Below are 13,881 nucleotides of genomic sequence, written 5' to 3' on the forward strand. Positions count from 1 at the left end.
CCAGGCGGCCGGAAGCGGCGGGGATTCTGCGCAGCGCAGCGCATAAAGGCAGTGCCAGCCGCTCACGCTGGCTCTCACTTGCTCACACCGGCTCGCCCGGCGGGTGGTTCAGGCCGCTTCGCGCATCCACAGGTAGCCGGCGCCCCGCAGCGCGCGCACCGGCAGGGTCATGCCCATGCCATTGCGCACCCGTGCGCGCAGGCGGTGCACCAGCACTTCCAGCCGGTGTGGATCGAAATCCCAGGGCTGGTCGGTGACCGCCGCGATCAGGGCCTCCCGCTCCACCGGCTGGCCGGGGGTGGCCAACAGCGCGCGCACGAAGCCGCGCTCGGCGCTGGTCAGGGCCAGCACCGCGCCGTTGGGGGCGCCCAGGTTCCAGCCATCGGCCTGCAGCTGCCACTGGCCAGAGGCCGGCGGCGCGGCCAGGTGCGCCACCGGCACCGTGGGTGCGGCCGGGCGCAGGCGGCGGCGCAGGCTGGCCAGGGCGGCGGCCAGCAGGTCGCCGTCCAGCGGTTTGACCAGGTACACATCGGCGCCCAGCGACAGGCCGTGGGCCATCTCATGGGTACTGCCGCGGCCGGTCAGCATCACGATGCCGATATCGGCACTGCGCCGCAGGTGCTGGGCCACCGCATAGCCATCCTCGCCGGGCAGGCCCACGTCCAGCACCACGATGTCGCACTGGCCCACGGCCAGCGCGCGGTACAGCGCTTCGGCGCTGGCCAGGCCGAGCACCTCGGCACCGCGCCAGCGCAGGTCCTCCACGCCCAGGGCCAGCAGTTCCGGGTCGTCTTCCACCACCCACACCCGCAGTCCCTGCAGTTCCTTGCCTGCCGTCAGCGGGGCCTTGCCGTGCTCGTCGTCCTGTCCTGCCGTCACACCCGTGTTCGCCTCCGGAACCCAGCCGGCAGTCTAGCCGCAGGTCGGAATCGAGCCAAATGCGACATTGGTGGGGCGGCATGCGCCACGACCGTGGGTCGTGACGGCACCGCTCACTCGGCCGGCACGCCCATTTCCTGCAGCAGCGCCGGCGCCGGGTAGACCTTGGCCAGCAGCCAGCGCAGGTAACGCATGTCCACGTGCACGGCCCGCTTGTAGCGCGGGTCGAACCACCAGCTGGCGCTCACCGATTCCCAGTTGCTGTCGAAGTTCAGCCCGATCAGCTCGCCCTTGGCGTTGAGCACCGGCGAGCCGGAGTTGCCGCCGGTGGTGTCCAGGTTGGTCAGGAAGTTGACCGTCTGGGTCTTGAGCACCGGGTCGGCGGTGCTGCCGAAATCGCCCTTGGCGATGGCTGCCAGCAGCGGCTTGGGCGCGTCGAAGGGATAGGCGTTGGTGTTCTTCTCCACGATCCCGGCCACGGTGGTCACCGGGTCGAAATGCACCGCATCGCGCGGCGACAGCGCTTCCACCTTGCCGTAGCTGATGCGCAGCGTGCGGTTGGCATCGGGGTACACCGCCCGGCCCTGGCTGGCCCGCCAGGCGAACAGCGCCTGCATGTAGGCCGGGCGCAGGCGCAGCTGCTCGCCGGCGCGCTGCTTGGCCTGGTCGTCCAGGCGCAGCTGCGCGGCCACCAGCGGGCCGGCCAGGTCGATCAGCGGATCGCGGGCCAGCGGCTTGCCCTCGCGGGCGGCGGCAAGGCGCGACAGGCGCTGCGCCTCCTCACCCAGCGTGGTGCTGGCGTACAGGCCGTCCAGCGCCTTGGCCAGGGCCGCCGGGGTGCGCCCGAAGGCGGCGTCGAACTCGGGCACGCGCTGGGCGTCGGGCAACTGCTGGTAACGGGTCAGCAGCGCGGTCAGCAGGGCCTTCTCCACCGCCGGCGAATAGCGGCGCTGCACCTGCTTGAGCGTGCCTTCGATCAACGCCAGGTCGCGCTGCTGGTAGCCGCTCTCGCGCTCGGCATCGGGCTTGGCCGATTCGATGCGCAGGCGCTCCAGGGTGAGCGCCGAGCGCAGCAGCTGGCTCTGGGCCGACAGCAGGTCCAGCAGCAGGTCGCGTTCGCCGACCGCCGCGCCCTGCGACAACGAGCCCAGCAGGGCCTGGATGTCGCCCTGGTAGCGCGCATCGGTGGCCTTGAGCATCGCGGCCTCGTCGGCACCGCGCTGGGCCTTGGCATCGCTGCGCAGCAGGCCTTCCAGCTCGCCGGCGGCGCGCTTGCGGTTGTTCTTCAGCGACTGCAGCTGCGAGGCATAGCGGGTGCGCGCCTGTGCGTCGTTGGCCGTGGCCGCCTCGATGGTGTCGATCATCTGCTGGAACACCGCCACCCGGCGCGGCAGCACCGCATCGATCTGGCCGGCGAACTCCACCGCGGTGCGGTGCCGGTAGGTGATGCCCGGGTAGCCGGCCAGCATCGCGTAATCGCCGGTCTTCGGCCCGTCGATGGCCATCTTCAGGTGTGCCGGCGGGTGGTAGGCCACGTTGTCCGGGCTGTAGGCGGCCGGCTTGCCGTCCTTGCCCACGTAGGCGCGCAGCAGGGTGAAGTCACCGGTGTGGCGCGGCCACATGAAGTTGTCGATCTCATCGCCGTAGTTGCCGATCGCGCGCGGCGGCGCGTACACCAGGCGCACATCGCTCAGCTCCAGCTGGCGGATGCGGTAGAAATCGGTGCCGTAATACATGTCGGCCACGCTGCAGCGCACGTTGCCTTCCTTCTCGCACTCGGCCACCAGCTGCTTGCTGGCCTGGTCCACCGCGTCGAAATAGGCACGGCCGGTCTTGCCGCGCGCCTGCGCCAGCACCTGGTCGGTGACCTTGTCAAAGCCGGTGGTGACCAGCACGCGGAAGTCCGGGTTGGCCGCGCGTTCGTCGCTGCGGCCCTGGGCGATGAAGCCGTCGTCGATCAGGTTGTGCTCGGGCGAGCTGTTGTACTGGATCACGCCCATCGCCACGTGGTGGTTGGTCAGCAGCAGGCCATCGGCGGAGACGAACGAGCCGGTGCCCCCGCCGGCACGCACCACCGCGCTCAGCGGCGGGGCGGTCACGTTGGCCAGGTCGGCCGGGTCGCCCTTGAAGCCGGCCGCCTTCAGCGGCTTGGCCAGGTCCGGCAGCTGGGTCGGCATCCACATGCCTTCATCGGCGTGGGCGCCGGCGGCGAGGGTCAGGCCAAGGGCCAGGGCGGCGGTCAAGGGGTTGCGGGGCGACATGGGCACATCCGGTACGTCAGAACGAGCCGGAACCATAGCCATTGGGGCGGCGTGGGGCAACGCCCGATGGTCAGGGGTGCGTCGCGCTCCTACAATCGCGTCTTTCTGCACACAACGGACGGACGCAGATGATCGTTGGTATCGACCTGGGCACCACCCATTCCCTGATCGGCGTGCATGGCACGGAAGGGCCACGCCTGTTCCCCAATGCCCATGGCGAGCTGCTGACCCCCTCGGTGGTCAGCCTGGTGGACGAGGCGGTGCTGGTCGGGCAGCCGGCGCGCGACCGCCTGGTCAGCCACCCCCAGCACAGCGTGGCCAACTTCAAGCGCTGGATGGGCAGCGACCGCGAGATCCGCCTGGGCGAGCGCCGGTTCCGTCCGGAGGAGCTGTCCGCGCTGGTGCTGCGCTCGCTGCTGGCCGATGCCGAAGCCGCGCTCGGGCACAAGGTGGAAGAAGCGGTGATCAGCGTGCCGGCCTATTTCTCCGATGCGCAGCGCAAGGCCACCCGCGCCGCCGGTGAACTGGCCGGCATCCGCGTGGAGCGGCTGATCAACGAGCCGACCGCCGCCGCCCTGGCCTACGGCCTGCAGCAGCGCGACGAGGAAGGCCGCGTGCTGGTGCTGGACCTGGGCGGTGGCACCTTCGATGTGTCCATCCTGGAGCTGTTCGAGGGCGTGATCGAAGTGCATGCCAGCGCCGGCGACAACTTCCTGGGCGGCGAGGACTTCCTGGACGTGCTCCTGCAGGCCTTCCATGCCGAACACGGGCTGGACCCGGCGCGCCTGTCCAGCGCCGAGCAGGCCCAGCTGCTGCGCCGGCTGGAGATGTTCAAGCGCGATCTCAGCCAGCAGGGCACCTGCCGCATGAGCCTGGCCCTGAACGGCCAGGAGCTGGCCTGGGAGCTGGAGGAAAGCCGCTATGCGCAGCTGTGCGAGCCGCTGCTGCAGCGCATGCGCGCGCCGATCGAGCGCGCCATCCGCGATGCGCGGCTCAAGCCCGAAGCGCTGGACGACATCGTGCTGGTCGGCGGTGCGGTGCGCATGCCGATGATCAGCCGCCTGGTCACGCGCATGTTCGGCCGCCTGCCACTGCGCCACATCCATCCCGACCAGGCCATCGCGCTGGGCGCCACGGTCGCGGCCGGGCTGAAGGACCGCGACCAGAGCCTGCAGGAGATCGTGCTCACCGACGTCTGCCCGTACACGCTGGGCACCCAGGTGTCGCGGCGCGGGCCTGACGGCAGCGAGCGCGCCGGGTATTTCCATCCCATCATCCAGCGCAACAGCGTGGTCCCGGTCAGCCGCGAGGACCGCTTCTTTCCCATGCGCGACGACCAGCGTGAGGTGGTGATCGACATCTACCAGGGCGAGAGCCCCACGGTGGATAAGAACATCAAGCTGGGCGAACTGCGCGTGCCGCTGTCGCGCAAGGGCAGCGCCGCCGAAAAGGGCGTCACCACCCGCTTCACCTACGACATCAACGGCCTGCTGCAGGTGGAAGTGACCGAGGATGCCACCGGCACCCGCCACGAGCTGATACTGGAACAGAACCCGGGCCTGCTCTCCCCGCAGGAAATCCGCGAGCGCCTGCAGACCCTGCAGGGCCTGAAGATCCACCCGCGCGACCAGCAGCAGAACCTGGCCACCGTGGCCCGCGCCGAGCGCCTGTACGAGGAGTTCATCGACCAGCGCGACGTGCTGCAGGGCTGGCTGGAGCAGTTCCGGCATGCGCTGGACAGCCAGGACGTCAAGCGCATCGACCAGCACCGCGGCGAGCTGTCCGCGGCGATGGACGCGCTGGAACGCGACGCATGAGCTGGGGCCACGAGGCCCTCGAGCTGGACGAGGATGCCGACGAGCGCGCGGTCAAGCGTGCCTATGCCAAGCGCCTGCGGGTAACCCGCCCGGACGATGATCCGGTGGCGTTCCAGCAGCTGCACGAGGCCTACCAGGCCGCGCTGGACTGGGCGCGCTATCGCGAACAGTGGCAGGACGATGACGAGGACGAAGGCGAAGACCACGCGCGCGCCGATGCCGGGCACGCGCCGCTGCCGCCGGGCGCTGCCACCGACACGACGCCGGCCGCGCCGGTTCCCCCGGCCGAGGCAGCGCTCGGCGGTGGCGACCCGCCGCCGGGCATGCATGACCCGGTCCGCACCCTGCACGCCGCCGACACCGCCTATCCGGACACCCCGGCGCGCCTGCCGGTGGCCGTGCCGTTGGCCGCCGGCACCGTGCCTGCCGCGCCTGCCCCTGCCGCGCCGCTGGACCCGCACGCGTTCGCGCACCTTGTCGTCAGCCAGGCGCAGCTGTGCGAGCCGGCGGCATTGGAGCGCTGGTTGCAGCTGCGCCCGGAACTATGGTCGCTGCACGACAAGCCGCTGATCGGCGAGGCGGTGCTGGCGCAACTGCTGTCCAGCGACGTGCCGGTCTACATCGGTAATTTCGACCTGCTCTCGCAGTGTTTCCGCTGGGATGAAGTGGGCAGCGGCCTGGACCCCTACGACGCCGACCAATGCCGCCTGCGCCTGCATCGGTTGTGGGTGCTGCAGCCACGCAACCAGGCCGCGCTGGGCCGCTACCTGCACCGCGATGGCGTGCCCCTGGCACCGGAGAAGGCGCGCACGCAGCTGCAGCGCCTGACCCGCCCGTGGGCCGCCTGGCAGGCCCTGTGGACGGCGTGCTGGCCCGACCGTGTCACCGAGATGCGCGACACCCTGGCCCGCTTGGACATCCACACGCCCGAGGACGCACCGCCGCCGCTGCAGCCGCGGCAGGTGGCCTTCTGGCTGGCACTGGCCGATCGGCAGCACCTGGGCGGTGCACGCCTGCAGGTGTCGCTGCTGCGCAGTGCACTGCTGGCGGCCGCGGCGATGATCGTGGTGCCGTTGCTGGGCGTGCTGGTCAACCTCACCCCCACCCGGCGCAGCGGCGGCCTCATCGCCCCGCTGGGCACCGACGGCTTTCTCAAGATCGGCCTGTACGCCGCCGCCGCGGTCCTGGTCCTGGGCGCGGTGTTGCCGGTGCTGCGCACCGTGGCCGGCTGGCAGGTCGCCGAGGAGTACCCGCCGCCGCGCTGGCGACGGCTGAACCTGTGGCTCATCCCGATCCTGGCCATCACCGCGCTGCTGGTCATCCACCTTGCCGACGCGCGCGTGGCCGGCAGCGCGCTGGCCTGGCTCACGCTGGGCATCGCGGTGCGCCGCTGGTGGGTGCGCGGCGGCTACGTGTTCAAGTTCAACGGCTGGCTGCTGCTGGCGATGTGGCCGTTCCTGAAGATGATCGGGCTGGCCCTGATGTTTGGCGAGATCGCCGTGTTCGGTGCGCTGCTGGCCTGGACCGTGGATGCGATGACCAAGGTCGTGCACCGCTGATGGGCCATGCGCGTGCGGGACATCGCCGATGAGCTGGGGCCTGGCATGGCTGGGCCTGGCCGACGATGCCGCCACCGACGTGCGCGCGGTCAGGCGCGCGTACGCGCATCGCCTGCGGGTCACCCGGCCGGACGAGGATGCGGTCGCCTTCCAGTACCTGCATGAGGCCTACCAGGATGCCCTGGCCTGGGTGCAGGCGCGCGACGAGGACCGGACCGGCCCGGTCGGCGTGGCCGTGGCCGTGGCCGCACCGGGTTCGGCCGCCGCGCCGCCGCCCATCCTCGATGCCGCCGCCGTCGCCGCCCGCATCGCCGCGTTCGCCACCGCCCACGACGCGCCCGCGCTGCAGGCCTGGCTGCAGCAGCAACCGGAGCTGTGGTCGCTGCGCGACAAGCCGGCCATCAGCGTGGCCGTGTTGCGCGCCCTGCAGTCCGGCGACCCGCCGTTGTCGCCGCCGGTCGTCGCCTGCCTCACCGCCTGCTTCGCCTGGGACGACCTGCGCGGCGACATCGACCCCATGCACCTGGAAAGGGTGGCCCACCGCTGGCACCAGGCCTGGCTGCTCTCGGCGCAGGGCGAAGCCGCCCTGGGCGAGCGCTACCTCGACCTGACCGACGCGTTGCTGCTCCACCCCCACCGGGTGCTGCGCCGCCTGCGTGAACCGCGTCCGGGCTGGCGCAACCTGCTCACCACCCTGCTGCCCACCCGCGCCAACGAAGTGATCGGCGTGCTGCGCGCCCTCGATTTCTGGCGCGACCGACGCACGCCACCCGGCCTGGACCCCGGCCAGGTCGTCTTCTGGTCGCGCTTCTGCAACCCGGACGATCGCATCCACCTGCTCAGCGGCGCGTTGCGCGCCGGCACCCTGGCCACGTTCGTCGGGCTGCTCTGCCTGTGGGGTGTCGCCGGCAGCTGGCCGCTTCCCCCCACCGGCGATGGCCAGTCCAGCGGCGCCAGGCGCGCCCTGCTGATCGTCCTGATCGGCACGCTGCTGGTGCCGGCCCTGTGGGTCTTCGGCGAGGGGGTGAGCCGATTGCTGCGATGGCAGCGCGCGCCCGAGCACCACGCCAGCGCGCTCCCCGGCCTGCGCATCCTCGCCATTCCCCTGCTGGTCGCCAGCGCCATGGGCAGCCTGTGGCTGTCCCTGCGCCTCACCCCCGGCATCCCGGTCAACACCCTGCTCGGCCTGGCGGCGGCCAATGCACTCATCCTGCTCGTCGCATGGCAGCGCCTGCACGCCCGTTGCGGCGCCGCCAGCGCCGGTGCATCCGGCGGCCTCTGGTTGGCGCTGGCCCTGCTGACCATCGTCCCCGCCTGGGGCGTGGCACTGGTGTGGTGGGCGCAGGACCTGCACCACCACCGCGACCGGCTGCGCTGGTCCAACCGCCGGGCGCACGACCCGGGCAAGTAAGCCCCCGGTCGCTCCAGCAAGCCGACCAGCGGTCGGCTCTACCGGCGCTTCGCAGCGCCAACAAGCGAAGAACGCCTACTTCTCCCGCCGCCAGTTGAGCGACCCCCGGTTCTCCACCGTGCTCGACTCCACCTCGATATCGAAGCCGCGGCGCAGCAGGTACTTCAGCGTCAGCACCGACCCGCTGCCCACCAGCGACACCCCGTAACCCACGTACAGCTTGGGCGAAATGTACTTGCCCACCCCGATCACCGACCCGCCCAGCGCGCGCGACTGGCTCACCCCCGCATCGTCCAGCCCCAGCTTCGCGCCCAGCTGCGAGGCCAGCAGGCCGCTGCCCGCCGACAGCGCCGCCGAGGCCGCGTTCACCTGCTGTGCCTGGTCGCTGCTCGCGCCCGTCAGGCTGCGCCCCAGCACCAGATAGGCCAGCGCTTCGGATTGCGACATCGCCGGGTTCGACCACACATCCACCCGCGGCGACTGCGCCCGCCCCGTCACGTCGATACCCGCGATCACATCGCCGATCGTGCGCTCGGCGCGGATGTTGATCCGCGGGTCGGACACCGCGTTGTAGTTCCAGTTGAGGTTGCCCCGGGTGATCGTCAGGTCCTGCCCGTAGGCCTTGTAACGCCCGCTCACCTCCAGCCCGCCGTTGGCCGTCATCTCCCGGCCCGGTCGCGACCACACCTGCATCTTGCCCGCCAGTGCGCCCTTCAAGCCGAAACCGCTCATTTTCACCTTGTCGCCCAGGCTCACCGTCAGGTCCATGTCCAGCGGCGAGGTCGGCGTCTCTTCCGGGTCCACCGGGTCCAGCACCACCACGTCCTCGGACACCGACGTGCCCCGGTCCAGGCGCTCCAGATCCAGGTCGGCCTCGGGCACATGCACGCTGCCGCGCAGCTGCATCGCCGTGCCCGCCAGGGTGAAGTCCAGGTTCGGGTTGGCGATCACCCGCAGCTCGCTCGTATTGGCCAGCAGCACGTTTTCGCCGTGGATGTGCAACTGCAGCGGCTGCGCATCGCCGAACCACGACAACCCGCCGTCCACGAACAGCGTGCCCTTGCCCGAGTTGGCCTGCGCGGTGATCTTGGCCGAGCCGTCCGGCTGGGCGGTGAAGCTGCCCTTGCCCTCGTCGAAGGTCAGGCCCAGCGCCGGGAACTCGCCCTTGAAGTTGCTCAAGGTGGCTTCGCCGCCCAGCGACGGCGTGCCGCGCGTGCCACGCAGGCTCACGTGGCCTTCGATCAGCCCCGTCGGCCGCACGATGTCCGGGGAGAACAGTTCCAGCCAGTACAGCCGCGCGATGTTCATGTACAGCTCGCCGGTGAGCGGAGCGCCGGCGTCCCACCCGGTCTGCACCTTGGCGTCCACGAAGCCATCGCCCTTGAAGCCCACGCCCAGCTTGGCGTTGATCTGCGCCGGCGTCATCTCCACCGTCGCCGAGAACTGGTCGTAGCGCACCAGCTCCCCGCGCGCATTGTCGCCCAGCCGGATGCCGCCTTCGGGCGAGGCGATCTTGAAGGTGCCTTCGAACGCATTGCCGCGCGGGCGGATGCGGCCATCCAGCGTCAGCTCGCCGCGCAGGTACATGCGCCGACCCGACTGCGGCGGCAGCCACGGCTGCACCAGCGCCAGCGGCAGTGCATCGCCACGCACCAGCAGCCCCTCGCGCGGCCAGTTGGCGCTGGCGCACAGTGCCCCACCGGTGGCCGCGCCCAGGCAGGCGTCGCCAAGGGTGAAGCTGCTGCCCTGCACGCTGAACGTGGCCGGCGCGCGCAGGCTCCATGCATCCCCCTTCATCGGGGCGATGCGCAGCGCGCCCAGCTCGCCGCGCCACGCCTGGCCCTGCTGGCGCACGCTGCCACTGAGCGCCACCGCGCCCATGTCGTTCTTCGTCTGCGCCTCCAGCCGCAGGTTGGAGACACTGCCGCGCGCATCCACGTTGAGCGTGTCCAGCAGCATGCCCACCTGCACCTTGCTGCCCTGCACCGCCAGCGTGCCGTTGTCGCCCTGCCACGGCAGGCGTCCCTTGATGCTGATCGCTTCGGCGCGCCAGTCCTCGTAGCGCAGGCCACTGCCCACCAGGTCGGCGGTGATGTCCGGCGCCGCACGCGGGCCCTTCACCAGCACGTGGCCGCGCAGGCTGCCGCTGCTGGCGGGCAGCAGGTCATCCAGCTGCACCGGCTCAAGCTGCGCGTCGATGTCCAGCCGGTCGCCGACCGAGCCATTGGCGGTCAGGCGGCTGTTGCCCACCGCCAGCTTCACGTTGCCCTCGCCCTGCGTACCGCGCAGCGCGAAGCGGCCCTGGGCATCCACCGCGCGCTTGCGCAGCGTGCCCTTGATGCCAGGCACGTCCACGGTGGCCTCGTAGGCGCCCGCGGTCCCGGCCGGGCTGCCCGCCGGCGGCGGCAACTGGCGGCCCTTGGACGCCAGCGCGCCGGACAGCCTGCCGTCCCAGCCCGGGGCGAAATAGCCCGGATCGAACGCGGCCAGCTTCACCGCCACGTCCCAGTCCAGCTGCGGTGCCCAGGCCACCTGGCCGGTCACGTCCAGCGACCCGCCCGGGGTGCTGGCCAGCAGCTGCTTGATCGACGCGGCCTGGTCGTTGCCACGCACGTCGAACTGCAGGTCGGCGCGCTGTTTTTCGCGCTCCACCGACGCGTTGCCCACCGCCGCCCAGTTCTTCAGCGTGCCGGCCAGGCCCAGGCGTGCTTCCTTCAGCGTCACCGGCACCGGTGCGGCCGCGCCGGCGGTGCTGGTGTCGGCGGCCGGCACGAAGGTCAGGTCGTTGGCCACCACCGAGAACCGCAGGCTGGCGTTTTCCTTGTCGGTGAAATCGGCCTTGCCCTGCAACCGCGCCTGGCCGCCGAAGGCCTTCACCTGCAGCGGCGCCACGGTCAGCACCTGGTCGGCCAGGCCCACCTTGGATGGCGCCAGCTCCACCGCGATGTCGCCCTGCTTGAACGTCCCCTGCAGGTTGGCCTGCCCGCCCTTGCCGTCGGCCTGCACATCCAGCGCCATTGGCGCCGACGTGCTGGCCGCCATGCCCGGCACCAACAGCGCCAGGTCCAGTTCCCTGCTGCGCGCACTGGCCTTCCACACCGGGTCGGTACGGCCGTCGAACACCAGGCTGGCCTGCAGCGGCGCCGGCGCGTTGCCGGCCAGCGCCACTTCCATGTGCCCCAGGTCGCCGCGGGCGACCAGCCCCAGCCGCGCCGGGGTGCGCCCGCGCGGGGCCGGCATCAGCGCGCCGATGGTGATGTCGGTGTCGTAGTCACTGCGCGGCAGGTAACGCCCGTCCACGCGGAAATCGCCCATGTCGCTGTCGATCTTCAGCTGGGTCGCGCGGAACTCGCCGTTGGCGATCTCCACGCCGCCGCGCACCTTGGCGATGTCGATCAGCGGCTGCTGCGCCTGGGTGATGCGGAAACCGTCGATGGTGATCGTGTCGGCCTGGATCGCCAGCGGCATTTCGATCTGCGGCAGCGAATCGGGCCAGGACGGCAGCTCGAAGGGTTCATCGCTCTTGGCCAGGTTCAACGTGGCGTTCTTCAGCTGCAGCGCATCCAGTTGCAGCTTGCGCCCGAGCAACGGCCGGATGTCCGGGTCCAGGTAGGCGCGCTCGGCGCTGAAGTGGATGTCGTCGTAGCGGAAATCCAGGTCGTGCAGCACCAGCGGCCCGGCCACCGGGCCGTCCACCTTGCTCCAGGTCAGCGTCGCCCCGACCGGCAGGCGCGCCACCACCTGGGCCAGCAGCACATCGCGCCCGGCCACGGTCTGCAGCAGCCAGTACAGCAACAGCAGGGCCAGCAGCACCAGGCCCAGCACGGTGAACCCGGACCAGGCCCAGAACCGTCGCTTGCGATAGAAACGCACGCGCTGCGGCGGCGTGGAGGTGGCCGGCGGCGTAGGCGTGCTCACAGGTCCGCTCCGATGTTCAGGTACAGCTGGAACTGCGAATCGGGGTTGTTCAGGCCATGGGCGATGTCCACCCGGACCGGGCCCACCGGCGATTTCCAGCGCACGCCAAAGCCCACGCCGGTGTGCAGGTCGATGGTGTTGTCGAACGCGCTGCCGGTGTCGACAAACACCGCTCCGCCCCACGGGCCACCGTTGAAGTAATGCTCGTACTCGGCCGAGCCCACCACCAGGTTCTTGGCACCCAGCGCGTACTTGTCCGGGGCCGGGGTGCGCGGGCCGACTTCACGGAAGGCATAGCCGCGGATGCTGCGGTCGCCGCCGGCAAAGAAACGCAGGCTCGGTGGCATCGCCACCAGGTCGCTGGTCCAGGTGGTGCCGCCTTCGCCGCGCAGGATCAGCCGGTCGCTGGCGCCGATCGGGATGTACCAGCGCAGCACCATGTTGGCCTGCACGAAACTGGTGTCCGAGCCGGCCCCTTCCACGCCACCGCGCAGGGTGGCGCTGCCACTGATGCCCTTGCGCGGGAACAGGTCGTCATCCACGTTGACGTAATCAGCCACCAGCTGCGGGTACACCAGCGTGGAGGTGTTGTAGACCGCGTCGGTGAAGGCCGTGCCCGAGGCGTAACGCCAGCGCTCGCGCAGCGCGTTGACCGAGGCGATCGCGGTCCAGTGCTCGTTGATCTCGCCGCTGCGGCTGGCGATCAGCTTGAAGTTGCGCAGGTCGATGTAGTCGGTCTGTTCGTCGTAGGCGCTGGCGGTGAACGCATACCAGCCATCCAGCCACGCGAAGGCGGGGATGCGGTAGCTGGTCAGCAGGCTCTTGCGCTTCTGCGCATAGTCCAGCTGGGTGTTCATCTTGTGCCCGCGGCTGTTGAGGAAGCGCCGCTCCAGGCCGCCGCGCACACCGGCGCCGCTCTCGCTGCCGTAGCTCAGGCCGGCGGTGTAGATGGTGCGCTTGGCCCGCGTCAGGTTCACATCCACCGGCACGTTGCCGTTTTCATCGGCCTGGTCCGGGCGCGTCTGGATGTCGATCACGCTGAAGTAATCCAGCTTGGTCAGCGACTCGCGCAGGCGGTCCAGCTTGCCTTCGTGGAAGTAGCTGCCCTTGTCCCAATACACCAGCGGGTCGAACAGGCGGTCCACGAAATAATCCTGGTGGAAGCGGATATCGCCCATGTTGTAGCGGCGGCCGCTGTCCCAGGTAAGGTCGATGTCGGCCGCGTTCTCGGCGCGGGTGATCTGCACCTGGCGCTGGGTGTAGTCGGCATCGAAGTAACCGCGCTCGGCCAGGCGCCGGGTAACGGTGATCTTGCTGGCTTCGTACTGGGTATGCTCGAAGCGCTGGCCCTTGCGGGGTTTGAACTTCTCCAGGTCGTCCTGCAGGTACTGGTCGTTCTGCGCCGGCCCGGTGATGTCGATATGCTCGCGCCGCACCAGCGTGGGCGGGCCCTTGTCCACCTGGATCACCACGCGCAGGTTCTCGCCTTCGCGCGGGCTTTCCACGGTGATGACCGGGTTGTAATACCCGAACGGCTCCAGCGCCTGGCGGGTCTGGCGCTCGGCCTGTGACAGCAGGTATTCCAGCCGCGACTCGCCCTGCACCTTGCCGATGGTGTCATACAGCGACAGCGAGACCTCGATGTTCTCGATCATCTCGGCGTCGTCGCCCTTGTCCAGTCCCTTGATTTCCACCTTGTCGATGGTCCCCCGGGCATGGGCGACCGAGGCGCTGGCCAGTGACAGGAACATCAGGGGGAGGGCGTAATTCTTTGGCTGCATGGCGACAGCATAACGGGCCATCGTGACCATGCGAAATCGGCGGGGGTGTTTCAGAACAGCGGTGAAGATGCTGTTAAATCCGCCCTTCCTCGCGTCCCGCGCGACGCCAGACGCATCATCGCCGCATGACCTCCGTAATGCCGGCCGCTGGCCGGCTGCTTTTGCGACCTTCTGCGGGAATGCTTGCGCGTGCCGGCGTGGTCGCGCGGGGTGGGGAATGCCATTGGCACCCACTTCATCGAGCTGGCCAAGAAG

Annotated in this window: 8 protein-coding genes; 3 read left to right on the plus strand and 5 right to left on the minus strand. The window is 70.2% G+C overall.

Annotated elements, in window-relative coordinates; translation table 11 throughout:
* Positions 1–108: 108 nt before the first annotated feature.
* Together RSA25_RS01265 and RSA25_RS01270 are read right to left on the minus strand one after the other, a co-directional pair.
* Complete coding sequence (locus RSA25_RS01265) at positions 109–879, minus strand: response regulator transcription factor (RefSeq protein ID WP_332807106.1); 771 nt, start codon at positions 877–879, stop codon at positions 109–111.
* 113 nt (positions 880–992) lie between these two features.
* Positions 993–3,140, minus strand: coding sequence for a S46 family peptidase (locus RSA25_RS01270; protein ID WP_332807107.1), 2,148 nt, complete (start codon positions 3,138–3,140; stop codon positions 993–995).
* Positions 3,141–3,268: 128 nt separating this feature from the next.
* Between RSA25_RS01270 and RSA25_RS01275 the strand changes: the two genes are divergently transcribed.
* From RSA25_RS01275 to RSA25_RS01285, 3 genes are read left to right on the plus strand one after another with little or no spacing between them, the layout of a single operon-like run.
* Complete coding sequence (locus tag RSA25_RS01275) at positions 3,269–4,957, plus strand: molecular chaperone HscC (protein WP_332807108.1); 1,689 nt, start codon at positions 3,269–3,271, stop codon at positions 4,955–4,957.
* A complete protein-coding gene (locus RSA25_RS01280; RefSeq protein WP_332807109.1) occupies positions 4,954–6,516 on the plus strand; it encodes a hypothetical protein in 1,563 nt (520 codons plus the stop codon). The genes RSA25_RS01275 and RSA25_RS01280 overlap by 4 nt, the downstream gene beginning before the upstream one ends.
* 28 nt (positions 6,517–6,544) lie before the next feature.
* A complete protein-coding gene (locus RSA25_RS01285) occupies positions 6,545–7,927 on the plus strand; it encodes a hypothetical protein (protein ID WP_332807110.1) in 1,383 nt (460 codons plus the stop codon).
* Between the two features lie 75 nt (positions 7,928–8,002).
* On the opposite strand, the gene RSA25_RS01290 is transcribed toward RSA25_RS01285, so the two are convergent.
* From RSA25_RS01290 to RSA25_RS01300, 3 genes are all read right to left on the minus strand, one after another.
* A complete protein-coding gene (locus tag RSA25_RS01290; RefSeq protein WP_332807111.1) occupies positions 8,003–11,845 on the minus strand; it encodes a translocation/assembly module TamB domain-containing protein in 3,843 nt (1,280 codons plus the stop codon).
* Positions 11,842–13,647: an autotransporter assembly complex family protein gene (locus RSA25_RS01295; protein ID WP_332807112.1), complete on the minus strand. Its 1,806-nt coding sequence runs from the start codon at positions 13,645–13,647 to the stop codon at positions 11,842–11,844. Before RSA25_RS01295 ends, RSA25_RS01290 begins: the two co-directional genes overlap by 4 nt.
* 29 nt (positions 13,648–13,676) lie before the next feature.
* Positions 13,677–13,881: hypothetical protein (locus RSA25_RS01300; protein WP_332807113.1), on the minus strand; the 205-nt coding region annotated here is incomplete at its 5' end.

The organism is Stenotrophomonas sp. (assembly GCF_036662295.1).
GTDB lineage: Bacteria > Pseudomonadota > Gammaproteobacteria > Xanthomonadales > Xanthomonadaceae > Stenotrophomonas.

Excerpts from the sequence above, each read along its gene's own strand:
- RSA25_RS01285 (WP_332807110.1), top strand. The coding sequence starts at position 6,545 with ATGAGCTGGGGCCTGGCATGGCTGGGCCTGGCCGACGATGCCGCCACC.
- RSA25_RS01295 (WP_332807112.1), bottom strand. The coding sequence starts at position 13,647 with ATGGCCCGTTATGCTGTCGCCATGCAGCCAAAGAATTACGCCCTCCCC.
- RSA25_RS01275 (WP_332807108.1), top strand. The coding sequence starts at position 3,269 with ATGATCGTTGGTATCGACCTGGGCACCACCCATTCCCTGATCGGCGTG.
- RSA25_RS01280 (WP_332807109.1), top strand. The coding sequence starts at position 4,954 with ATGAGCTGGGGCCACGAGGCCCTCGAGCTGGACGAGGATGCCGACGAG.
- RSA25_RS01270 (WP_332807107.1), bottom strand. The coding sequence starts at position 3,140 with ATGTCGCCCCGCAACCCCTTGACCGCCGCCCTGGCCCTTGGCCTGACC.